Raw genomic sequence first — 23,446 nt, 5'->3', positions numbered from 1 at the left:
AAAAAGATGACCATTCGAAGGAGGACAAAATGAAAATAATGATTATTGGACAGTCGGGTGCAGGTAAGTCCACACTTGCAAGAAGCTTACAAGCAACGTCAGGAAGCCCTCTTTTAGCACTGGATCGTTTGTGGCTGGCAACGGACTATGGAAAAGCAGCCAAGCAATGGTTGTTAAAAGAACAGGAAAAATTTATGGCTGAGAACAAGGATTGGATCATCGAAGGGAATTATCTATCGATTGCAAAAGATCGAATTGAACAAGCTGACTGGATCCTGTTACTTCGCTTGCCGAGACACATCGCGATGTATCGTGTGGTCAAACGTTCGATCAAACGAAAATTAGATAAAAGTACCCGTCCAGATGTTCCAGAAGAATTTATAGAAAAATTCGACAAAGAATATTTGGACTTTTTACTTTTTGTTTGGCGTTTCAAGAAAGATAGGGAACCCTTAGCAATCAAAAAAATCTATGAACAAGGAGCAGAAGAAAAATTAGTCATTTTGAATGGTTCACGACAGCAAAAAAAATTTCGAGAGCAATGGCGAAGTAAAAGTAGTTGACACGTTTCGTTTACAAGTGTAACCTGTATTTAGAATTGAAGTTTACATTTGTAAACGAAGAGGAGAGTGATACATATGGAAGAAGTGAAAAAGCCAATCAAAATCAGTGACTCAGAATGGGAAATCATGCGTGTCGTCTGGACATTAGGAGACACCACAGCTCAGGAAATCACACAGATCCTTTCTGAATCAATGGGCTGGAAAGCAGCAACAGTCAAAACGTTATTAGGGCGACTTGTCAAAAAAGAAGCGATTTGGACAGAACAAGAAGGGAAAAAATTTATTTATCACCCAGCGGTGTCTGAAACGGACACTGTGCAAAGTGCTGCAGAGAATTTATTCTCACATATTTGTGCAAAGAAAATCGGCGAGACGATTGCAGATCTTGTCTCAGAAGCAACTTTAACACAAGCAGATATTGACCAAATCATGGCAGAACTAAAGAAAAAAGAGCCAGTAACAGATATCCAGTGCAATTGCATTCCAGGACAATGTCATTGCCATCATAACAACTAGGAGGAAAACAGGGATGAAAACAAAAGTAACGATCAAAGGAATGAGCTGTAAACATTGCGTTGCAAGAGTGGAAGAAACGGTCAATGCGCTACCGGGTGTAAAAAAAATCAATGTCAACTTAAAAAAAGAGATCGGAACTGTGTCATTAGATGAAACAGTGATCCAACCATCTACGATATGTCAAGCAATCAATGATTTAGGCTATCAAGCAGAGGTGATTTAAATGGAGTATCCAGCTAAAAAAGACACACTCGTGATTACTGGAATGACTTGTGCCAATTGTGCTGCACGAATCGAAAAAGAGTTGAATGAACAGCCCGGTGTATTATCTGCGACTGTTAATCTGGCAACAGAAAAAGCAACGATCAATTATCAGGAAGTATCAATTGAAGAACTGATCCAGAGTGTTGAAACCATTGGTTATGGTGCGATTTTATATGATGAGGCCCATAAGCAAAAAATTGCAGAAGAAAAGCAAACTTATTTAACAAAGATGAAGCGAGATGTCATCATAGGTGCTATCTTGACGCTTCCTATGATGATCGCGATGATTGCAATGATGTCAGGCTTTCATGGAACGCTTGTCCATTTTTTCCATGATCCATGGGTTCAACTGATTTTAGCAATCCCTGTCCAGTTTTATATTGGTTGGCGCTTTTATGAAGGAGCGTATCATGCCATCAAAACAAATGCACCCAATATGGATGTGTTAGTGGCAATCGGTACGACCGCCGCATTTGCGCTTAGTGTATACAATGGTTTTTTCAGTACACATTCATCGGACTTATATTTTGAAAGTAGCAATATGATCATCACACTGATTTTGTTAGGAAAATATTTGGAACACACAGCCAAAAGTAAAACCGGTGATGCCATCAAACAGTTGATGTCTCTTCAGAAAAAAACAGCACAGGTCATAAAAAATGGCGAAGAAAAGACTATCCCGATCGATGAAGTAGAGATTGGGGATATTTTACTCGTCCGACCGGGAGAACAAATCCCAACAGATGGGAAAGTCATCAAAGGGGATAGTGCGATCGATGAAGGGATGTTGACTGGAGAAAGCGTGCCAGTTGAGAAAAAAACGGGGGATCTACTCTTCGGCGGAACCATCAATTCCACAGGGATTCTTGAAATGACGGTGACTCAAGTGGGTAAAGGAACTGTTCTTTCACAAATCATCCAAATGGTGGAAGATGCCCAAGGAAGCAAAGCACCGATCCAAAAAATTGCTGATAAGATTTCTGGTATTTTTGTACCTATCGTTTTAGTCATTGCCTTCGTTACCTTAATAGCAACCGGACTAATCAGTGGCAACTGGGAACTGGCAGTGATCCATAGTGTTTCAGTGTTGGTCATTGCTTGTCCTTGTGCATTAGGACTAGCGACGCCAACTGCTATCATGGTTGGTACAGGACTAGGTGCACGAAAGGGTATTTTGATCAAAGGCGGAGAAGCATTGGAAGCTGCGACACATCTAGACACGATCCTTTTAGACAAAACTGGAACGATCACACAAGGGAAACCAGTAGTCACAGATGTTATCGGTGACGAAGAAGTGTTAACGATCGCCACCACATTAGAGCAAGGATCAGAGCATCCTTTAGGCAAAGCCATTGTGACTTATGGAAAAGAACAGGCGATCACGACGTTGCCTGTACTTCAAGCAAAAGCACATCCAGGTGCTGGGATCAGTGGAGAAATCAATGGAAAATCTTATTTTATTGGTACGAGAAAACGACTAGTCGAGATGAACGTTTCATTTGAAGCGTATCAAGAACAAGCGTTACAATTAGAAGGACAAGGAAAAACCGTAATGTTTCTTGCAGATGATAGACAAGTATTGGGTATGATCGCTGTGGCTGACCAGATAAAAGAACATGCGCGATCAGCAATCCAACAATTACAAGCCCAAGGATTGGCAGTTTATATGGTCACAGGGGACAATCAATCAGTTGCAACGACGATTGGACAAGAAGTTGGTATTCCAAAAGAAAACATCTTTGCTGAAGTATTACCTGATGAAAAAGCAGGATATGTCGAAAAATTGCAAAAAGAAGGAAAAAAAGTGGGAATGGTCGGTGATGGTATCAATGATGCCCCCGCCTTGGCTTTAGCAAATGTCGGTATCGCCATGGGGAATGGCACCGATATCGCCATGGAAACAGCAGATGTAACGTTAATGAATAGTCAACTCTCGTCGATTGGACAAACGATCGAACTTTCAAGTGTGACCTTGAAAAAAATCAAACAAAACTTATTTTGGGCATTTATTTATAATACGATTGGCATTCCATTTGCTGCGTTTGGCTTATTGAATCCAATCATTGCCGGAGGAGCGATGGCCTTTAGCTCAATCAGTGTGTTACTCAATTCATTAAGTCTAAACCAAAAAATGAAGAAATAAACGGTTCAACAAAGGAAAGGACAGAATGAAAATGAACGAGCAAAAAAAACAAACGATGCACGAGCATCATCATGATGAAATGAAGCAACAAAAGAACATGACACACCATAAAATGGATCATACGAGTATGGACCATACAAAAATGAACCACGAGAGCATGGCACATGAGCATCACTCAATGGATCATAGTTCCATGGATCATCATGACCATATGAGTGGCGGGATGGATCATTCGATGCACATGGGGAATTTTAAACAGAAATTTTGGCTGTCATTGTTGCTAGCGATTCCGATCATCTTGTTTTCTCCCATGATGGGCATGGAATTTCCCTTTCAAGTGACTTTCCCTGGCTCTGATTGGCTCGTCTTGATCTTGGCGACCATCTTATTCATCTATGGCGGACAACCCTTTTTAAGTGGCGCCAAAATGGAATTGAAGCAAAAAAGTCCAGCAATGATGACTTTGATTGCCATGGGGATCACTGTGGCTTATGTTTATAGTGTCTATTCTTTTATCGCAAATCTCATCAACCCACATACTCATGTGATGGACTTCTTCTGGGAATTGGCGACGTTGATCGTCATCATGCTATTAGGGCATTGGATCGAAATGAGTGCCGTTTCTAATGCAAGTAATGCGTTACAGAAATTAGCAGAATTATTACCCGAAACGGTCAAACGATTACGAACAGATGGGACAGAAGAGACGGTTTCTCTAAAAGAAGTCAAAGAAGGAGATCACTTAGTCGTTCGAGCAGGAGATAAAATGCCAACGGATGGGAAGATCCTCAAAGGTGAAACGATCGTAGACGAATCTGCCGTGACTGGTGAATCAAAAGGGGTCAAAAAACAAGCACCTGACTCAGTGATCGGAGGATCGATCAACGGAGACGGCACCATTGAGATCGAAGTGACTGGAACTGGTGAAAATAGCTATTTAGCCAAAGTCATGGATATGGTCCGTCAAGCACAAGGAGAAAAGTCAAAACTAGAGTCATTGTCTGACAAAGTAGCGAAATGGTTGTTTTATGTCGCATTGATCGCCGGTCTATTGGCATTTGTTGTGTGGCTTCTTTTGACCGATCTACCTACTGCTTTAGAACGCATGGTCACCGTCTTCATCATCGCCTGTCCTCATGCGTTAGGTTTGGCGATTCCTTTAGTTGTTGCACGTTCGACGTCGATTGCTGCTAAAAATGGATTGTTGCTCAAAAGTCGTCGCGCCTTAGAACAAGCCAATGAGTTAGATGTCATCATGCTGGATAAAACAGGTACGTTGACGGAAGGGAAATTCACCGTCACGGGTATCGAAAGCTTAGACGATGATTATCCTCAAGAAGAACTATTGAAATATCTAGGTGCCTTAGAAGCAAACGCCAATCATCCTTTAGCCATTGGGATCATGCGTTATTTGAAGGAACAAAATATTTCTCCTTATCAAGCAGAGAATCAAAAAAATCTTTCAGGGGTTGGCTTAACTGGCACAGTAGCAGATAAAAATGTAAAAGTAGTCAACGAAAAAGAAATCAAACGTTTAGGACTTGAAATGGCGAAGGAACGATTAACTCCTTACGAAGAACAAGGGAATACAGTCAGTTTTCTATTGATCGATGATCGTTTAGTGGGATTAGTGGCTTTAGGCGACATCATCAAAGCAGAAGCAAAAACCTTTATTCAAAGTCTCAAAGAAAGAAATATCACTCCGGTGATGTTGACTGGTGACAATCCACATGCAGCAGAAGTGGTCGCACAATACTTAGGTATTGAAGAGTATTATGGCGGACTTTTACCAAATGACAAGGAAGATATCGTCAAACGTTATCAGGAACAAGGGAAAAAAGTCATCATGGTCGGTGACGGAATCAACGACGCCCCAAGTTTAGCACGTGCGACGATCGGGATGGCGATTGGAGCAGGAACCGATATTGCGATCGACTCAGCGGATGTAGTTTTGATCAACAGTGATCCAAAAGATATCTTGCATTTCTTAGATCTAGCCAAACAAACGAGAAAGAAAATGATCCAAAACCTATGGTGGGGAGCTGGTTACAACATTCTTGCCATTCCTTTGGCAGCAGGGATTCTTGCACCGATCGGGATTTTGTTAAGTCCAGCGATTGGAGCCGTCTTGATGTCATTGAGTACCGTAGTCGTAGCACTGAATGCGTTGACGTTGAAGATCAAAGAATGATCACTTTTAGTAAATAATTATTGAGTAAAGAGTGAATATGACTATGTCAATGCGGTCGGGACAGAAGTGTTCAGTCTCAAGAAATAAGGCGCCAGCCACGAAAATTGTTTTTCAAATTTTTGTGGCTGGCGTCTTATTTCCGAAGAAGTTACTTCTGTTCCTGCCGTTTATCCGGTTTTAGGTGGTGGGAGAGAACGAAGGGCCCACTTCTTTTTTTGTCGTTGGTATGATTTACACAAACGAGAGACTTTGGATTAATTTCTGGTTAATTTTGTAAATTATTAAAATAATAAAAATAAAAAATATTTCTTTGCGTACTTTATATAAGAGACATTTTCAGAGTATTGATGAACCACTCTGGAAAAACTATTGATAGAGTGAGGTTAAGCAATGAATTGGCAAACATTACTAACAAAAAATGCACAGAATATCTTTTTACTGATCAACCAAATGAAAGATCTGACATGGAAGAAAAGCGACTTAGCAAAAAGGATGGATGTCGATGTCAAAACGATCGATCGTTATTTGAAGCGATTGAAATCAGAGGATTATCCCTTAGAACTAGCGTATGACAAAAAAGAAGTCCAACTGGTTTACCACCAAGCATACAATGAACCATTTCTTTTGTTTGAATTTTTGATCCGATCGGATTCGTTTTGTTTATTACGGGATCTGATTTTACAAAGAGAATACTCCTTCGAATACGATCGTTCCGCACAAGAACGATTGAAAAAATGGTTAGGGGATTATCATCTTTCTTTTTCCTACAAAAAGCGACAAATCTATGGTTCTGAACGAAAAATCAGATATTTACTTTTTTGTTTTCTCAAAGAGTTCCCAACTTTTTTTAAGGAAGACCATGATCAAACATTTTCAGAACTATTCATCCAACTTCTAGACCAACGTCCCAAACATACAGATATTGAGATTTTTACAAATCATCAATTGTTCTTCTATGAGATTTTTCCAGAACTACTCTTTCGCTCTGAACAAAAGCTTCCGACAAAAGAAAAGAATTATCGGGCTATCCTGCGACTGAATAGCCATTTGATCACAGACAAGCGGTGGGAAAGGATCGAAAAAACCTCCGTCTATCAAAAATTATCGATCGTTACTGAAAAATTAGATTCATTATTTTGGTTGACGAATGATTTTGAAAGTTCCAACAAAAAGAAAATAACAAGAGTACTATTCCAAGAGTGGTTAAAATATTCAATTGGTCTTCATGATCGCTTTATCCATGAAGAAGCTGTTGCCTACCAAGCATTAGCAGACACGATCCCTAATTTTATTGAAAAATCAAACCAGTTTCGTATCGCATTACAACAAGCTTTGTTTCAGCCCACAACCGATTGGGCAAGGATGTTGCTGAAATTATTAAATGAACGAGGCTATCTGGAGATGTATGCACCGGAAGTCAAAATCGTATTCTTTTTTCGCTATGACCATGAAGAAGCTAGACGACTTGCAGCAATTTTAGATAAAACGTTACGTCATCGCAAACGCACATCGATCCACGTATGTACCAGGAGTAAGCCACCTAGTTATGCTCAACTTGTCATCACAGACCACTTTTTTTCTGCTAGTCTCACTAATGATCAGAAAACTTATTTTTATCAAGACTCACTTGGAATCGAAAAACTATTATCAGACATCGATTATTGGATCAACACAAAGATAACTTTTACGAGTAAACGAATCATCGAACGCTAGAATATGCTATAATGGACTGGAAAAACAAAGGAGGAAAATCCATTGGAATTAAAGAAACTAGAAGTACCTACATCTTCGATTACAGAAGTGAAAAGATCGCCGATGGATGTGTTTGACCAAGCTAGAAAAGCTGAAACAGGCGTATATATTTTTAATCGTGAAAAAGTTGCTGGTGTGATGTTGACCCAAGAGCAATATGAGACGTTGTTGCAAGAATTAGCCACGCTTCGCCAACTCGTTGCGACAGAAACAGAAGAGGCAAAAACAAATGGAACTGGGACAAACGAACCATTCACAAAAAATCGCACGGCCATCGTATCCACTTCTGAATCGTTAGATGAATTGGTTAGCGCCTTAAAACAATATTTAGTTACAGGTGTATCTATCTCTGCTAAAAATCTTGATGAACGAATGGTGGCATTGGGATTCATTACGAAGAAAACTGGTTTTGGCGGGGTTGTTGATATGCTCAATGAATTAACAGAAACGGGTAAAATCAATTACCAATTAAGGAAAAAACCAAATGGTAAAATCGTGATCGCAGAGATCATCGGTGAACAAGATAGTCAATCTCAACTATTCGATAAGCTGATCATCAAAAAAATCTATTTACATGAAATATAAAAAACTACGAAGTGTTGCCTTGATTGCTTCGCTAAACATTGAACCTAGGCCAAAAAGAATATAAAAATAAAAGTAAAGCCCTCTAACGACCACTAGCCGTCTCTGGGGGTTTTACTTTTATTTTGCTATCTAAAAAAGTGAACGCTTATTTTACTTGCTTACGCGAATAAGCAAATATACTTCCCCAAATGATCCCTAATAACTGTGGCATTAAGTAAACCCCAGCTAGAAGTAGAATGATTTTTTCAGGAGAGAAGGGATGATATAAAAAATGCCATTCAGTACATTTAGCAAAAAATAAATAAGAGGTGATCGTAGAACAAAGATTGCCAAGAACCAATGTTCCTAAACGATTGGCTCGTCTCAACGTAAAACCAAGGAAAAAAGCCCAAAATATCAATAGTATAAATAGGATGACTGAATGATAATAATAATCAAAAAGTAGAGCAAGATAAAAATAAGGCACACACATCAATAAGTAGATTGTTTTTTTTATGTAGAATAATTGCAAAGGTCCATTCCTCCAAGTCAGTTCTCCTTTGTTTTAATTGTAAAATCAAACAATGAATAATCAATTCTTTTTAGAAATATTCTGAATAAAATGAATAAACTCTCATTGCTTTATTCTTAAAAAACTAGTCTTTCCCCTCAGTTTTTTTAGAGAAATAGAATATAGTATGATAGATGGAGTGTCTTTTGGGAGGTTTTGTATGAAAAAGAGAATAAAACTAGAACAATTGTATTTGTTTCTTTGGTTTTTCCCAATTTTTCTTTTGCCTTTTACATGGGTGAATGCAGTGGTACAAGGTGCCGAGATTCTTGGCATCATCAATGGAAGTGGCTTTATTATTTCCAAAAATTTTCCGACATTGACCCTTTTTTATTTTTTGATCAGTGTGAATTTGATCGTTTCAAAAACATTTATAAAAAAGTATAATTGGCATTTGATCCAGTTTTCTTCTATGCTGGTCTTTACATCTTATTTCTCGATATTACCGAGGATCATCATCGGTCCGAATGGATTAAGTGAAAGTGGACTAAAAGATACAAGCTATTCTGCGATGTATTTTTTGACCATCAAACCTTGTTTTTATGTAGCGATTGCTTCCTTTGCGTTAGCAGTCGGCCTATTCTATTATACAGAGATCCGTGAACAATCTTTACTTATAGAAAAGATATAGCTTTTTGTAGGACGTCCATTTTCGGACGTTTTTTTGTTTTACGATATATTTACACAACTTAACAATAACTTTACATATTCAATATCTAGGATTTACAGTACCCTGATACAATCAATTTGTAACTAAGAAAGGGGCATATAAATGAAAAAAGTTTTATTTTCTTTAGGAGTATTAGGTTTTATCTTAGCTGGATGTGGTTCTGGTTCAGGAAGTACGGATGGATCAGCCAGCAACTCGGCTAGTTCAGATGATCAAGTAAAAATCGTAGCGGTCGGTTCAACCGCTTTGCAACCTTTAGTTGATGCTGCACAAGAAATGTTTACACAAGATAACCCCAACTATCAGATTTCTGTTCAAGGTGGCGGAAGTGGAACAGGTCTTAGTCAAGTAGCATCAGGTGCTGTAACAATCGGAAACTCTGATGTATTTGCAGAACAAAGAGATGGAATCGATGCAAGTAAATTGGTAGACCATCGTGTAGCAGTTGTTGGAATGGCACCAATCGTAAATAAAGATACAGGCGTTGATGATATTACAAAAGAACAATTGATCGACATCTTCACTGGCAAGATCACTAACTGGAGTGAATTAGGCGGAGCAGATCAAGAAATCAACGTCATCAACCGTGCAAACGGAAGCGGCACTCGTGCAACCTTTGAATACTGGGCATTAGATGGCGCTGTACCAATACAATCTCAAGAACAAGATTCATCAGGAACAGTTCGTCAAATCGTTTCTCAAACACCAGGTGCGATCAGCTATTTAGCTTTCTCATATTTAGATGATTCTACTCAAGCGTTGAAAATCAACGGTGTAGAACCAACTCCTGAAAATGTCTCAGACAACAGCTGGGAAATTTGGTCTTATGAGCATATGTATACAAATGGCGAACCTGAACCAGAAGTGAAGAAGTTCTTAGACTTCATGATGACTGATGCCGTACAAGAAGGACCAGTACAAGATTTAGGCTACCTACCGATCAGCATGATGAAAGTTGAACGTGACGCAGAAGGTAACTTATCATAAGATTGAATACATCTTTCAATCACATGTTTATTCATAACGACTACCATTGATCATTAAGCTTAGTTCCTCGTTGAGGATCTAAGCTTTTTTAGTTTATTGCTCACTCTACGTTTTCGTTTTTTTCCATATGACAGTTTTGAAAGAAGAATATCAGTTATATCTGAGGATTTATTGGACGAAATGACGTATGGTTAAAGAGTAGAAAAAAAGTTGAGGGATTAGTTATGAGAAGAAAAGAAAAACAGCGAGAAAAACAGATGCAGCAAATGTTGGCACAATTAGAACGCATTGATCCTAACAAAAATGAAGGGCTGACAGACACACAGGTACAAGAAAGAATCCGTGTTGGCGCTGTCAATCAAGCAACGAGTCCTACATTTAAAACGAACAAGCAAATCGTGATGGAGAATGTCTTTACTTATTTCAATCTGATTTTTTTAGTCTTAGCGATTCTATTATGTGTCGTCAATTCCTATAAAAATTTGACTTTTTTACCTGTCATATTGGCAAATACGGGCATTGCAATCTATCAAGAGATCCATTCCAAGAAAATCTTGGATCAGTTGAGCATGTTACACGCCGCAACGGTCAAAGTATTACGGAATGGTCAAGAACAGAAGATAACTATCGAAGAGTTAGTGCTAGATGATCTCGTCATTCTAAAAACAGGAGACCAGATCCCAGCAGATGGAAAGATCATAGACGGCAATCTACAAGTGAATGAAGCGCTATTGACTGGTGAAGCGGATGAGATAAATAAGGAAATCGGCGACGAACTAATGTCGGGAAGCTTCATCGTCGCGGGTAAAGCGAAGGTTCAGTTGACACGAGTCGGCAATGAATCTTATATTGCCAAATTAACGATGCAGGCAAAAGAAATGGGTACTGGAGAACAATCAGAGATGATTGCTTCGTTAGATAGGATCATCAAGTGGGTAGGGATCATCATTATCCCCATTGGATTGACCTTATTTTCTCAAAGCTATTTTTACAATGGCAATACATTGAGAGAGAGCATTGTTTCGATGGAAGCTGCGTTGATCGGTATGATTCCTGAAGGACTGTACCTACTCACGACGATTGCTCTAGCAATGAGTGCGACACGCTTAGCGAAACAACAAGTGTTGCTTCATGACATGAAAAGTATCGAAACGTTAGCACGAGTGGATGTATTATGTGTTGATAAAACAGGAACAATCACTGAAAATGCAATGGACGTTCAACGTGTGCTGATTCCTGAAAATCCTTTAGCAAAACAAACAGCAGATCAGTTGGATGAATTACTTGGTGACTACGCACAGGCAATCGAAGCTGACAATGAAACGATGCAAGCAATCAAAAATTACTTCACGAAGCATTCTGACAGGGAGGCAACAGCAAGTTTACCCTTTTCTTCTGTGAGAAAATATAGCAGCGTGACATTTACAGATAAAACGTATGTCCTTGGAGCACCAGAGATGGTCTTACGTGAAGCGTTCACGAGTTATGCTTCTGAATTTAGCGCGTATACGGATCAAGGCTATCGGGTATTAGTTTTCGGTGAATACCAAGGGGTATTGTCACAAGAAGACTTGGAAGAAGCCGTTATCCCGTTAGGTTATTTATTGATTGCCAATCCGATCCGTCAAGAAGCGAAAGCGACGTTTAATTACTTTAAGAAGCAAGATGTGGCTATCAAAGTGATTTCTGGTGATAACCCAGCGACAGTTTCTCATGTTGCCACACAAGCGGGTATTTCAAACGCGGAGCAATATGTGGATGTCTCCTCGTTAAGGGAAGAAGAATTTCCAGAAGCCATGGAAAAATATACCGTCTTTGGCCGTGTCAAACCAGAACAAAAAAAGGAATTTGTTCGTTTACTAAAAGAGAAGCATACAGTGGCGATGACTGGGGATGGGGTAAATGATATCTTGGCGATGAAAGAAGCCGATTGTAGCATTGCGATGGCATCAGGAAATGAAGCGACGATGCAGGCCGCACAAGTGGTCTTATTAGAATCAGATTTTTCTAAAATGCCAGAGATCGTTGGCGAAGGACGGCGTGTCGTAAACAATATCGAACGTTCTGCCAGTCTTTTCTTAGTAAAAAATATTTTTTCATTCTTATTGTCTGTTTTTTCTGTTCTTTTTGCATTCACTTATCCATTAGAACCTTCACAAATCACATTGATCAGTTTATTCACGATCGGGTTACCTTCCTTTTTATTAGCATTGGAAGAAAATGAAAACCGAATCAAAGGCCGATTCATTGAGAACGTCTTGGAAAAAGCCATTCCGGGTGGTCTGACCGATATGATGGTGGTAGGCGCTTTAGTCGTGGGTGGTTCAATTTTAAATCTGAACAAAACCGATACGTCGACAGCCTCTACCATGTTGCTGATCGTTGTTGGCTTTTTAGTCCTTTATAAAATCTGTCAACCATTGAATCAATTTCGAACACGGATCATGCTATTTTGTGCAAGTGGAATCGTCTTTTCTGTTGTCTTCTTGCATAAACTATTTTCAATATCAGCCATTTCGCCAGTGTCTATCTTAATGGTGGTCATGCTCTTTTTCGCAGCAGAATCCATCTTTCGTCAGTTGACTTTTTTCGTGGAAAAATATTTGCATTTAGATAAGATCGATACGACACGTACGAAAAAACGTTGGAGAAAAGTATTTCCATTTTTCAAGAAATGAGCGAAGAATTATTGGGTACAATGAGATAGCGTCAACCTCCTAAAACAGAAATGTTCTTGGAGGTTGACGCTTCTTTCATTTATACCTATCAGGTTCACGATTAATTGATTTTAGGGATCTTCACAATAAAGGTAGAGCCGATACCAGGGTGACTCTCGATTTCCACCGTTCCATGAAGTAAATTCACGTATTCTTTCACGATCGACAATCCTAATCCTGTACCACCTGAATGGCGACTACGCGCTTTATCTACACGATAAAAACGTTCAAAGATGCGTTCTTGATCTTCGCGATCGATACCAATACCAAAATCTTGTACAGAGAAAATCAGTTGATCGTGGCTTTCGTAGCGAATGATGATCTCACTTTCTTCTTTTGAATATTGGATCGCATTTTCAAATAAGTTTTTGATGATCGGGTAAAGCAAATCAGGATGTGTCGTAAAGGCAGTATTTTCTCCAATCAATTTGATCGTCAACTGTTTTTTCCGGATCATTGGTTGATAGCTTTGGATCACTTGTTGGAAATAAGGCTCCATATAGATCGTTTGGGTTTCATGTAAACTCTCTTCGTCTTTTGATAATTGAATAATTTCTCGGATCAGCTTATCTAAACGAATCGCATCTTTTTGCATGATCAATAGAAATTCAGTCAGTGTGTCGGGGTCTTCTTTTGCACCGTCCAGTAAAGTCTCAGTAAACCCGATCAAAGAAGTGACAGGTGTTTTTAATTCATGTGAGACATTGCCGACAAAATCTTTTTGCATTTTTTCTAAATGTCTGACTTTTGTCAGATCATAAGCAACACCTAAAATTTGGCCAGTATCCTCTGAACTATTGAAATAACGCAAGCTGATATCAAGAGTTTGCGTACCGTCAGCAATCGTGACTTCTTGATGAACGATCGGTTCAGTCGGAGAAACTTGATGGATCAATTGGATCAATTTTGGTTCGCGGATCACTTCTGTGTAATGTTGATTTTCTTGATAATCTTTCACACCTAGATGGACTTGCATTTTTGGATTAAGCAGACGCAGTGTCGCATTGGAGTCAATCAGAAAGACACCGATCATCAATTCATTCAACAAGCTGTATAATTGCTCTTCCGTCGTCGTATAGGCGCGATACATTTTGGTCATCTGTTCACTCAAGCCATTGATCGTCTGGTATAATTCTTCCCATTGATCAGAAGTCTGCATAATGATCTCCGTTTGTTCCGGGTTCTTGACCATCTTTTTCAAAACAGGAATCACTGTTTTGAGTGGTTGGTTCCGTTGGTAAATCAGATAGTAAATCATAAATGTCAATAAAAGAAAGAAAACTAAGAAGAAACCAAATACCCAACGGCGAAAACTTTCCGTGCGAGGAAGAAAGCCACTTGTAGGTTCAGCGATGCGAATGATCGCTACTAATTTCCCATTGACTTTGATAGGCAAGGCGACATAAAGTAATTCTTCGTTCAATGTCGTACTCTTACGAAGTGAAGTGCCAAGCGTACTGCCTTCTAAGATCGCTTTGATTTCCGGACGTGTTTTTCTTTGTTCATGCAGAGAAGATTCTTCCGTGTCATAAATGATCGTGCCAGTTTGATCGATCAACGTCACTCGTTCATTGGATTGATGGACAAATTCATCCAGAACTGCTTTATTACTAGCAGAAGCAGGATTCTCAACATCTAGTTGACGAGCCAATAACTGCGCTTTTTTAGTCAAATAACTTTCTTGCTGTTCAATGATCTGTTGTTGGAAATAATGGGAGATGATCTGCCATCCGCCAAAAAATAAGCCAAGCAACAAGACGAGGAAAAATAAGCGCTCGGAGAATTTTTTCCATTGTTTTTTCATCGTTTTGGTTCCTGGAATTTATAACCAAAGCCCCGAACAGTCAGTAAATATTTAGGATGTTTCGGATCACGCTCGATTTTTTCACGTAAATGACTGACGTGGACATCAACAATACGACTTTGTCCAGAAAAATCAAAATTCCAGATACGATCCAACAGTGTATCTCGGTCGATCACTCGATCTTTGCGTTTCATGAAATAAACAAGCAACTCAAATTCTTTCGGCGTAAGTTCGATCGGTTGGTCCTCGATCGTCACTTGATAATTCGTCAAGTCAGCTTTGATTTGTCCAATGGATAAGTATTCTGGTTCTGCCTCATCAGATTGAGTTTTACGGGGTTCGATCCGACGAAAGATGGCTTTCATCCGTGCAAGGACTTCCCGAGGGCTGAAGGGTTTCGTCAAATAATCATCCGCACCGATCTCCAGTCCAATGATTCGATCGACTTGATCATCTTTAGCTGTTAGGATCAATATAGGTGTGTCATTTTTTTCTTGACGGAGTTTTTGTGTGATCGCGATTCCGTCGATCGAAGGAAGCATCACGTCTAAAATAATGAAATCATATGAATGTTCCAATGCAAGATCAAGACCTTCTTGACCATCTGCAGCACTGGTTACTTTATATCCTTCTTTTTCAAGATTGAATGTCAGTAATGTTACAATTGAGGGTTCGTCATCAACAACTAGTACTTTTTTCATAAATTCTCCTTTTGATAAATTTCATCTCCTTTATTTTAGCACAGAATCGGGGGCAAGGACTATTTAACCAGCTAAATAAATGGTATAATATAAAAGCAATTTGCTCAGCTAAAGGAGAAAATGTCCGATGATCGGTATCAGTGCTTGTTTAGGTGGCGTGTCATGTCGCTATGATGGCCGGGAACAAACAATCCCTGCCTTAAAAAAACTCGTGACAGAAGGTCAAGCAATCGTGATCTGTCCAGAAGTAGCAGGAGGTTTGCCCATCCCAAGAGAACCAGCAGAAATCGTTGGTGGTGATGGGTTTGATGTCTGGGATCATCAGGCTAAGGTCATGACGATCTCTGGAAAAGATGTCACAGAAGCCTATAAAAAAGGTGCGATCAATGCTTATCAAGTGCTAAAGGAAAAGCAGATCTCAACGTTGATCTTAAAAGCAAATAGTCCTTCCTGCGGCTCATCAACTATCTATGATGGTAGTTTCACTGGTAGTCTGAAAGAAGGCATTGGCGTAGCTACCGCCTATTTTCTCCAACAAAAAATCAGTGTCTGCTCAGAAGAAGAGTGGATGGATCAACGAGGTGAGTTGAATGGAAATTGAGAAAACCAATCGGATGAATGCTCTTTTTGAATTTTATTCGACACTGTTGACTGAGAAACAAATGAATTATATGGAATTATATTATGCAGATGATTTCTCACTTGGAGAAATCGCTGAAGAATATGAAGTCAGTCGCCAAGCAGTTTATGATAATATCAAACGAACGAGCAAGATCTTGGAGAATTACGAAAAAAAACTCCACCTTTTTTCTGACTATGTCGTTCGTGAACAGTTGTTGACAGAATTGACGAACTATATCAATGAACAGTATCCTGAAGATCAAACGCTACAAGGATACATCAAAAAAATTCAAGAAATCGAAGAATAACAAAAAGGAATGAATAAAATATGGCATTTGAAAGCTTAACTGAACGCCTACAACAGGCGATGTCAAAGTTACGAAAAAAAGGAAAAGTCTCTGAAGCTGACGTCAAGGAAATGATGCGCGAGATCCGTCTTGCGCTATTAGAAGCCGATGTCAACTTACAAGTAGTCAAAGATTTTACGAAACGTGTGCGCGAACGTGCAGTTGGAGCAGAAGTACTTGATAGTCTTTCTCCAGCACAACAAATCGTAAAGATCGTGGATGAAGAGTTAACGATCACTCTGGGTTCTGAAACAGTTGAATTGACTAAATCTCCTAAAATCCCGACTGTCATCATGATGGCTGGGTTGCAAGGGGCAGGTAAAACAACGTTTACTGGTAAATTAGCGAATTATTTAAAGAAAAATGAAAATGCTCGTCCCTTGTTGATTGCAGGTGACGTGTACCGTCCTGCTGCCATCGACCAGTTAAAAGTTTTAGGACAGCAATTGGATGTTCCGGTTTTTGATATGGGAACAGATGTGAGTCCTGTAGAAATCGTTCGTCAAGGGATGGAACTCGCAAAAGAAAAGAAAAATGATTACGTATTGATCGATACAGCCGGTCGTTTACACATTGATGAAACATTGATGGATGAATTAAAACAAATCAAAGACTTGACACAACCTAACGAAATCTTACTCGTTGTTGATGCGATGACTGGTCAAGACGCCGTCAACGTTGCGGATAGCTTCAATCAACAATTAGGGATCACCGGGGTCGTCATCACAAAATTAGATGGAGACACACGTGGGGGAGCGGCGCTATCGATTCGTTCAGTGACCGGTGCACCGATCAAGTTCATCGGTTCTGGTGAAAAGCTGACTGACTTAGAAGTCTTCCATCCAGATCGTATGGCAAGTCGTATCCTTGGTATGGGGGATATGTTGACGCTGATCGAAAAAGCGCAACAAGACTATGATGAGAAAAAAGCAGAAGAGCTTGCGCAAAAAATGCGTGAAAACTCATTTGACTTCAATGATTTCATTGAGCAATTGGATCAAGTCATGGGTATGGGCCCAATCGAAGACTTATTAAAAATGATCCCAGGGATGAATCAAATGCCAGGAATCGAAAATATCAAAGTTGATCCGAAAGATGTTGAGCGTAAAAAAGCAATGGTATATTCGATGACACCTGCAGAACGTGAAAATCCAGACCTATTGAATCCTAGCCGTCGACGCAGAATTGCTGCTGGTTCAGGGAACAGCGTAGTGGAAGTCAATCGTATGATCAAACAATTCAAAGAATCCCGTAAGATGATGCAACAAATGTCTAAAGGGGACATGAATATTCCTGGCATGGACCAAATGTTCGGTACTGGCGTCAAAGGGAAGCTAGGAAAAATGGCGATGAATCGCATGATGAAGAAAAACAAAAAGAAAAAGAAGAAAAAGAAATAAACAGTAATCAAGTGCAAAAAAGCTTCGAAGACGTATTTAATTTTGTCTTCGGAGTTTTTTCATACATTGTTTGAAAATCCTAAAAGGAGTGAGTCGATGAAACGCTGTCCATGGAGTGAATCAACTGAAATGATGCGTGAGTACCATGATACGATTTGGGGGGGACCTGAATATGAAGATCAACGACTGTACCGTAAATTAATGCTTGATATCAATCAAGCAGGTCTTAGCTGGCAAACGATCTTGAACAAGAGCCAAGCTTTTGATGAAGCTTATGACCAGTTTGAACTCGAAAAAATTGCCAAGTATGATGAAGAAAAAATCGAAGAATTGATGAACAACAAGGGGATCATTCGCAATCGTCGAAAAATCGAAGCGGCAATAACGAACGCACAAGCTGTTTTGGCAATGCAAGCCACTGGACTCAGTTTTTCGGATTATCTCTGGTCTTTTGTGGATGGCAAAGTGGTAACCGGAAACTACCAAGACCAAAGTGAAGTGCCAACTACTAGTGAACTCTCTGATCGTATCTCAAAGGACTTGAAAAAACGCGGCTTCAAATTTATTGGAAGTACGACCATTTATGCCTTTTTAGAAGCGGTAGGGATCATCAACGATCACCTGATCACTTGTTTTCGCCACCAAGAAGTCAAACGCTAAAGGAGAAGGATAATATGTCTAAGATCATTTTTTACGGAGCAATCAGTATGGATGGCTATCTAGCAACAACTAATGATGACTTACAATGGCTCTTCGATACGCCTACTGGGGAAAAAACAACCTATGATGCGTTTTATCAAACCATCGATACAACGATCATGGGCAGAAAAACGTACCAAGAAGCCAAAAAATATTTAGATACAGCCAAGATCTATCCAGAAAAAACCAATTATGTCTTTTCAACAGACAAAAAATTGAAGTTGGAGGATGCTAGGGTCGTTCACGAAGATCCCGTAAGCTTTCTCAAGGGGTTGAAGGAATCAAGTGAACAAAGGATCTGGGTAGTTGGTGGGGGCAGTTTGCTCAAACCAATCATTGAACAGCAACTGATCGATGAATGGTACATTCAAATTGCGCCGGTTTTACTTGGGAATGGGATTCGTCTTTTTCAAGAAGGGGATTATGTACAGCGGTATCAATTGGTGGACACGAAACGCTTTGGGGAGTTTATTGAGCTACACTATCATAAAGAAGAGCACAAAGAATAGTAGGTCATACAAAAAACCACGAAACAACATGCTGTTTCGTGGTTTTTTGTAAAATTAGCAAGACATCAAGCGTTCAATTTTCCAGCGAAATCTAGATACGCATCTAAAATCGTTTGGAAGAAATCAACGGTTCCTTGGATAATGTTGCCATCTTCATCAAGTAAGTTAGTGATATTTCCGATATACGCTTCTGGTTGTTGTAATGTTGGGACATTTAAAAAGACTAATGATTGACGTAAGTGATGATTTGCGCCAAAACCACCAACTCCACCAGGAGAAGCAGTGACCACTAAACCAGGTTTTTTATCCCAAACACTTTGACCATAAGGACGTGAACCAACATCCAAGGCATTTTTCAATACAGCTGGTACTGAACGATTATATTCAGGAGTAACAAATATCACGCCGTCTAGGTCTTTGACCTCTTCACGGAAACGTGTCCATTCTGCAGGTGTTTGCTCAGGTGTTTCAATGTCTTCGTTATAAAAAGGAAGGTCATCGATTTTTATAAATACAGGCTCGTATCCTTCCGGTAATAAGTCCGCAAAAGTTTCTGCAACTTTCTTATTGTATGAATCTTTTCTTAAACTTCCGATGAAAAAACCAATTTTTTTTGTCATAAAACAATTCCTCCTTCAATCTTTCTATATTTATCTTACAAAAAATAAGTAAACTGAGCAAATAAAAACACTTGGGTTATTTTAATGTGTGATCGAAAACACAGGAAATGCTTATGGATAGGGGATTTACAAGCTTCCTATGTTCAACCTTGATGATGCAAAAAAAGTAAGAAGAAATCCGTAGAAAAGGACACTAACTACTTAGAGAAAGAATAAAAATAGAAAAAAATCAGACTGTAAAGAAAAAAAGCTTTACAGGGTAAAAAAAAACTGGTACACTACATCTTGTGAATAAAACAATGGAGGTGGAAATATATAATGGCAGTTAAAATCCGTTTAAAACGTATGGGTTCTAAAAAGAGTCCTTTTTACCGTATCGTCGTAGCTGATTCACGTTCTCCTCGTGATGGACGTTTCATCGAAACTGTAGGTACTTACAACCCTTTGAAAGACCCTGCAGAAGTAGTTTTAAAAGAAGATTTAGTACTTGACTGGTTATCAAAAGGTGCACAACCTTCAGATACAGTACGTAACATCCTTTCAAAAGAAGGCGTTATGAAAAAACATCATGAAGCTAAATTCTCAAAGAAATAAGGTGACCGGATATGAAAGATTTAAGCGACTTAGTCTTAACAATCGTTCGTCCGTTAGTTACTTATCCTGATCAAGTCCAGCTAGAAGTCGTTGAGTCGGAAGATTTTTACGAATACAATCTAACTGTGGCTCCCGAAGATATCGGTCGTATCATCGGTAAACAAGGACGCGTTGCGAAAGCAATCCGCACGATCGTTTACGGAGTACGAATCAATGCACCGAAAAAAGTGCGTTTGAATATCATCGACAATAAAGAATAAACTGTTTCGTTTTCGCGAAACAGTTTTTTTGTGTTCTTTAGAGATCATATTTGGCAAAAACAGGTACAAAGCGTATCCTTAATAGTAAGAGAGGAGTGTTTCGAATGAAAAAAATAGGGTTGATCAGCTTATTCGCAGTCGCTTTACTCGGTGCCTGTCAATCACCAAGTGAAACGAGTCAAGAAACGACAAATGAAACAGTTCGTACGACAGAAACAAGTACTTCAAAAGAAGAGATAGGGTCATCTTCCGTAAGTAGCAATGAGACAGTCTCATCAGCTGAAACAAGTACGAGTACGCAAGAAAATTCGACGCAAACTGCCTTTGAGCAATTGCAAAAAGAGTATCCAGACACACCGATGCCCAAAGAGATCCCAGTTGGGTCATCTAACTTGAACATCGCAGCAACGATGACAAAACAAGGCTTTTCTGTCTTATACTATCAATCAGAACAAGCGCTACCACTAAACGACGCCTCATTGAACCAAGCAGAACCAATCGCTTCTTACCTTTATCAAGATGACTTTGCATCTTCCCAAGAAACACTGAACACGATTCAGCCATTTACGGTCGATACTGGAGGAAGACAAGTCGATCTCGGTTATAACATTGTCGGTTATCAACAAGGTGCTGCTGGTTCTTCGATTCTTGAATGGCAAGAAGGAAATTGGCGGTTACGAATACGTGCCAGCAATATTGACGGACAAGATCCTGTACCTTTGGCGAAACAGATCGTGACTTACTTGGAGTCTGCCCGCTTACCTGCACCGGAAAAAGTCGGAACGATCGAAATCAATATGACCGATGGCACGAATCAAAATACTCGAATCATTTGGCAACAACCAACCACTGTCTATACCATCACGAATCAAGATACGATGAATGCATTAAAAATGGCTGTTTCCATGGAACAACAATAAAAGAAGACTAGAATTGCCAAGAACCACATGCTAAAATAGACAGGAAACGATAGAACACTCTGAGTCCAAAAGCAAATCGTGACCAAGCAGAGTGAGAAGAATCATGAAAGAAATGAGGACAAAAGTTGACTGAATATCTAAACGTTGGCAAGATTGTCAATACACAAGGAATCAAAGGCGAAGTCCGTGTCATCTCAACCACAGATTTCCCTGAAGAACGTTACAAAAAAGGTGAAGTTTTGACACTCTTCCAAGAAGGAAAAGCTCCTGTAGAATTGACTGTAAAGAGTCACCGTAAACACAAAAACTTTGATTTACTCAGCTTTGAGAATCATCCTTCCATCAATGACGTTGAAAAATATCGTGATGGTATCTTACGTGTATCAAAAGAAAACTTAGTTGAATTGACAGAAAATGAATATTACTACCATGAAATCATTGGCTTGAAGGTCATCGACGAAAACGAAAAAGAACTAGGAAAGATCAAAGAGATTTTATCTCCAGGCGCAAATGACGTTTGGGTCATCCAACGACCAAAGAAAAAAGATGCACTGATCCCGTATATCGATTCCGTCGTTCAAGAAGTCGATCTTGAAAATGGCTTGGTTCGTGTGACATTATTAGAAGGATTGATCGATGATGAAGATTGACGTGTTGACTTTGTTTCCGCGAATGTTTGAAGGTCCGATGGGGGAATCGATCATTGGTAAAGCAGTAGCAAAAGAATTGTTAGAAATCAATGTTTTTAATTTCCGTGAGTATTCGGACAACAAACACCAAACAGTCGATGACTATCCTTATGGTGGTGGGGCAGGGATGTTATTGAAAGTCCAACCTATCTATGACAATATCAAAGCCATCGAAGAAAAACATCCAGAGACTAAGAAACGTGTGATCTTGCTTGATCCAGCTGGTAAACCATTTAATCAAAAAATGGCAGAAGAATTTTCGGAAGAAGAGCATTTGATCTTTATTTGTGGCCACTATGAAGGCTATGATGAGCGCATCCGTTCACTCGTAACAGATGAAGTCTCATTGGGAGATTATGTATTGACCGGTGGTGAGCTAGGCGCCATGGTGATGATCGATGCGACCGTTCGGCTATTGCCAGATGTTTTAGGTAATCAAACATCTGCCCAAACAGACTCGCATTCTACTGGCTTGTTGGAACATCCTCAATATACAAGACCAGCAGAATTCAAAGACATGAAGGTACCAGAAGTATTGACCAATGGTAACCATAAATTGATTGAAGAATGGCAACTAAAAGAATCCTTACGCCGGACATATCTTCGACGTCCAGACATGTTAGAAAAATTAGACATGACACCGCAAATGGAAAAAATGCTAGCGGAGATCAAAAAAGAAGAAGCTTGAGTTGCAACAAATAAATGAAAATTTTCTTTACACTCACCATAGAATATGATAGTATTCTATGGTGAGTGTAAAAACACTTAACTATTACGATGTTCCGCTGTGAGAAATTACTCATAAGAATGTTTGGAATAAGGAGAAGAAAACAATGAATCCATTAATCGAAGAATTAACAAAAGAACAACTACGTTCTGACATTCCAGCTTTCCGCCCTGGTGACACTGTACGTGTTCATGCGAAAGTTGTCGAAGGTACTCGTGAACGTATCCAGTTATTTGAAGGTGTTGTAATCAAACGCCGTGGTGCTGGAATCAGCGAAACTTATACAGTACGTAAAGTTTCTAACGGTGTAGGCGTTGAGCGTACATTCCCATTGCACACACCACGTGTTGCAAAAATCGAAGTTGTCCGTTACGGTAAAGTACGTCGTGCGAAATTGTACTACCTACGTGCATTACACGGAAAAGCAGCTCGTATCAAAGAAATCCGTCGTTAATTTCTCATTATCAGACAGAGGAAGAACCCTTGAATTTTCAAGGGTTCTTTTTTTATTTTCAATTTTTGAGGACCTTGATTTTATGTTTTTCCCTTCCAATGCTTTGTTACTGTAAGATGTTTGGAAGCCTTTCTTTATATTTAGTCAGAAAAGCCAGTTGCTC

General features: G+C 39.4%; 25 protein-coding genes. 21 read left to right on the top strand and 4 right to left on the bottom strand.

The features are described from left to right. Positions 1 to 29: 29 nt before the first annotated feature. The 7 genes from IGJ14_RS09300 to IGJ14_RS09270 all read left to right on the top strand — a co-directional run bounded on the left by IGJ14_RS09300 (position 30) and on the right by IGJ14_RS09270 (position 8,014). Positions 30 to 563, top strand: a complete 534-nt coding sequence (locus IGJ14_RS09300) for a topology modulation protein (RefSeq protein ID WP_104776385.1) — start codon at positions 30 to 32, stop codon at positions 561 to 563. A gap of 75 nt (positions 564 to 638) precedes the next feature. After that, entirely contained in the window at positions 639 to 1,079 is a 441-nt protein-coding gene (locus IGJ14_RS09295; RefSeq protein WP_066025739.1) for a CopY/TcrY family copper transport repressor, read from the top strand. Between the two features lie 13 nt (positions 1,080 to 1,092). Further along, positions 1,093 to 1,302, top strand: a complete 210-nt coding sequence (copZ, locus tag IGJ14_RS09290) for a copper chaperone CopZ (RefSeq protein ID WP_010734989.1) — start codon at positions 1,093 to 1,095, stop codon at positions 1,300 to 1,302. Next, on the top strand, positions 1,303 to 3,486 hold the full coding sequence (locus tag IGJ14_RS09285) for a heavy metal translocating P-type ATPase (protein ID WP_104776384.1): 2,184 nt from the start codon (positions 1,303 to 1,305) through the stop codon (positions 3,484 to 3,486). A 25-nt stretch (positions 3,487 to 3,511) separates the two neighbouring features. Then, the gene (copB, locus tag IGJ14_RS09280; protein WP_104776383.1) at positions 3,512 to 5,677 is read left to right on the top strand and encodes a copper/silver-translocating P-type ATPase CopB; all 2,166 of its coding nucleotides are present in this window, start codon (positions 3,512 to 3,514) and stop codon (positions 5,675 to 5,677) included. 390 nt (positions 5,678 to 6,067) lie between these two features. Next, positions 6,068 to 7,390: a hypothetical protein gene (locus tag IGJ14_RS09275; protein WP_023519980.1), complete on the top strand. Its 1,323-nt coding sequence runs from the start codon at positions 6,068 to 6,070 to the stop codon at positions 7,388 to 7,390. 42 nt (positions 7,391 to 7,432) lie between these two features. Beyond that, positions 7,433 to 8,014 carry a hypothetical protein gene (locus IGJ14_RS09270; RefSeq protein WP_010734993.1) on the top strand — a complete coding sequence of 194 codons (582 nt, stop codon included), beginning with the start codon at positions 7,433 to 7,435 and terminating at the stop codon, positions 8,012 to 8,014. 145 nt (positions 8,015 to 8,159) lie between these two features. Here the strand turns inward: IGJ14_RS09270 and IGJ14_RS09265 are convergent, their stop codons facing one another. Further along, positions 8,160 to 8,525 carry a hypothetical protein gene (locus IGJ14_RS09265; RefSeq protein ID WP_229053892.1) on the bottom strand — a complete coding sequence of 122 codons (366 nt, stop codon included), beginning with the start codon at positions 8,523 to 8,525 and terminating at the stop codon, positions 8,160 to 8,162. A gap of 199 nt (positions 8,526 to 8,724) precedes the next feature. Here IGJ14_RS09265 and IGJ14_RS09260 point away from each other — a divergent pair, with 199 nt between their 5' ends. From IGJ14_RS09260 to IGJ14_RS09250, 3 genes are all read left to right on the top strand, one after another. After that, a complete protein-coding gene (locus IGJ14_RS09260; RefSeq protein WP_010734995.1) occupies positions 8,725 to 9,195 on the top strand; it encodes a hypothetical protein in 471 nt (156 codons plus the stop codon). Positions 9,196 to 9,336: 141 nt separating this feature from the next. Continuing rightward, complete coding sequence (locus IGJ14_RS09255) at positions 9,337 to 10,221, top strand: phosphate ABC transporter substrate-binding protein PstS family protein (protein ID WP_104776382.1); 885 nt, start codon at positions 9,337 to 9,339, stop codon at positions 10,219 to 10,221. A 224-nt stretch (positions 10,222 to 10,445) separates the two neighbouring features. Then, the gene (locus IGJ14_RS09250; protein WP_195273229.1) at positions 10,446 to 12,899 is read left to right on the top strand and encodes a cation-translocating P-type ATPase; all 2,454 of its coding nucleotides are present in this window, start codon (positions 10,446 to 10,448) and stop codon (positions 12,897 to 12,899) included. A 100-nt stretch (positions 12,900 to 12,999) separates the two neighbouring features. Here IGJ14_RS09250 and IGJ14_RS09245 read toward each other — a convergent pair whose 3' ends face one another. Both IGJ14_RS09245 and IGJ14_RS09240 read right to left on the bottom strand, forming a co-directional pair. Further along, on the bottom strand, positions 13,000 to 14,742 hold the full coding sequence (locus IGJ14_RS09245) for a sensor histidine kinase (protein WP_023519976.1): 1,743 nt from the start codon (positions 14,740 to 14,742) through the stop codon (positions 13,000 to 13,002). After that, on the bottom strand, positions 14,739 to 15,443 hold the full coding sequence (locus tag IGJ14_RS09240; protein WP_010734999.1) for a response regulator transcription factor: 705 nt from the start codon (positions 15,441 to 15,443) through the stop codon (positions 14,739 to 14,741). The genes IGJ14_RS09245 and IGJ14_RS09240 overlap by 4 nt, the downstream gene beginning before the upstream one ends. A 127-nt stretch (positions 15,444 to 15,570) precedes the next feature. On the opposite strand from IGJ14_RS09240, the gene IGJ14_RS09235 reads away from it, so the two are divergent. From IGJ14_RS09235 to IGJ14_RS09215, 5 genes are all read left to right on the top strand, one after another. After that, positions 15,571 to 16,044, top strand: coding sequence for a DUF523 domain-containing protein (locus IGJ14_RS09235; protein WP_010735000.1), 474 nt, complete (start codon positions 15,571 to 15,573; stop codon positions 16,042 to 16,044). Next, on the top strand, positions 16,034 to 16,372 hold the full coding sequence (locus IGJ14_RS09230; protein ID WP_010735001.1) for a putative DNA-binding protein: 339 nt from the start codon (positions 16,034 to 16,036) through the stop codon (positions 16,370 to 16,372). Before IGJ14_RS09235 ends, IGJ14_RS09230 begins: the two co-directional genes overlap by 11 nt. Before the next feature lie 20 nt (positions 16,373 to 16,392). After that, complete coding sequence (ffh, locus tag IGJ14_RS09225; protein ID WP_010735002.1) at positions 16,393 to 17,811, top strand: signal recognition particle protein; 1,419 nt, start codon at positions 16,393 to 16,395, stop codon at positions 17,809 to 17,811. A gap of 96 nt (positions 17,812 to 17,907) precedes the next feature. Continuing rightward, a complete protein-coding gene (locus IGJ14_RS09220; protein ID WP_104776380.1) occupies positions 17,908 to 18,471 on the top strand; it encodes a DNA-3-methyladenine glycosylase I in 564 nt (187 codons plus the stop codon). Positions 18,472 to 18,485: 14 nt separating this feature from the next. Next, a complete protein-coding gene (locus IGJ14_RS09215) occupies positions 18,486 to 19,019 on the top strand; it encodes a dihydrofolate reductase family protein (RefSeq protein ID WP_104776379.1) in 534 nt (177 codons plus the stop codon). Positions 19,020 to 19,084: 65 nt separating this feature from the next. Here IGJ14_RS09215 and IGJ14_RS09210 read toward each other — a convergent pair whose 3' ends face one another. Next, positions 19,085 to 19,639 carry an NADPH-dependent FMN reductase gene (locus IGJ14_RS09210; protein WP_104776378.1) on the bottom strand — a complete coding sequence of 185 codons (555 nt, stop codon included), beginning with the start codon at positions 19,637 to 19,639 and terminating at the stop codon, positions 19,085 to 19,087. A 318-nt stretch (positions 19,640 to 19,957) separates the two neighbouring features. On the opposite strand from IGJ14_RS09210, the gene rpsP reads away from it, so the two are divergent. From rpsP to rplS, 6 genes are all read left to right on the top strand, one after another. Next, positions 19,958 to 20,233, top strand: a complete 276-nt coding sequence (gene rpsP / locus IGJ14_RS09205; protein WP_010735006.1) for a 30S ribosomal protein S16 — start codon at positions 19,958 to 19,960, stop codon at positions 20,231 to 20,233. A gap of 11 nt (positions 20,234 to 20,244) precedes the next feature. Beyond that, positions 20,245 to 20,493, top strand: coding sequence for a KH domain-containing protein (locus IGJ14_RS09200; RefSeq protein WP_010735007.1), 249 nt, complete (start codon positions 20,245 to 20,247; stop codon positions 20,491 to 20,493). A 104-nt stretch (positions 20,494 to 20,597) separates the two neighbouring features. After that, the gene (locus tag IGJ14_RS09195; RefSeq protein ID WP_104776377.1) at positions 20,598 to 21,413 is read left to right on the top strand and encodes a hypothetical protein; all 816 of its coding nucleotides are present in this window, start codon (positions 20,598 to 20,600) and stop codon (positions 21,411 to 21,413) included. A gap of 125 nt (positions 21,414 to 21,538) precedes the next feature. Next, positions 21,539 to 22,063, top strand: coding sequence for a ribosome maturation factor RimM (gene rimM, locus IGJ14_RS09190; protein WP_010735009.1), 525 nt, complete (start codon positions 21,539 to 21,541; stop codon positions 22,061 to 22,063). Then, positions 22,053 to 22,790, top strand: coding sequence for a tRNA (guanosine(37)-N1)-methyltransferase TrmD (gene trmD, locus IGJ14_RS09185; RefSeq protein WP_181055211.1), 738 nt, complete (start codon positions 22,053 to 22,055; stop codon positions 22,788 to 22,790). Before rimM ends, trmD begins: the two co-directional genes overlap by 11 nt. A gap of 145 nt (positions 22,791 to 22,935) precedes the next feature. Then, a complete protein-coding gene (rplS, locus tag IGJ14_RS09180; protein ID WP_002286913.1) occupies positions 22,936 to 23,283 on the top strand; it encodes a 50S ribosomal protein L19 in 348 nt (115 codons plus the stop codon). Positions 23,284 to 23,446: the final 163 nt, after the last annotated feature.

Source organism: Enterococcus sp. DIV1304_2 (genome assembly GCF_050555445.1).
In the GTDB taxonomy this organism is placed as follows: domain Bacteria; phylum Bacillota; class Bacilli; order Lactobacillales; family Enterococcaceae; genus Enterococcus_B; species Enterococcus_B pernyi.
The sequence above is the reverse complement of the archived record's forward strand: the minus strand, read 5'-3'. Positions and strand labels throughout refer to the sequence as shown.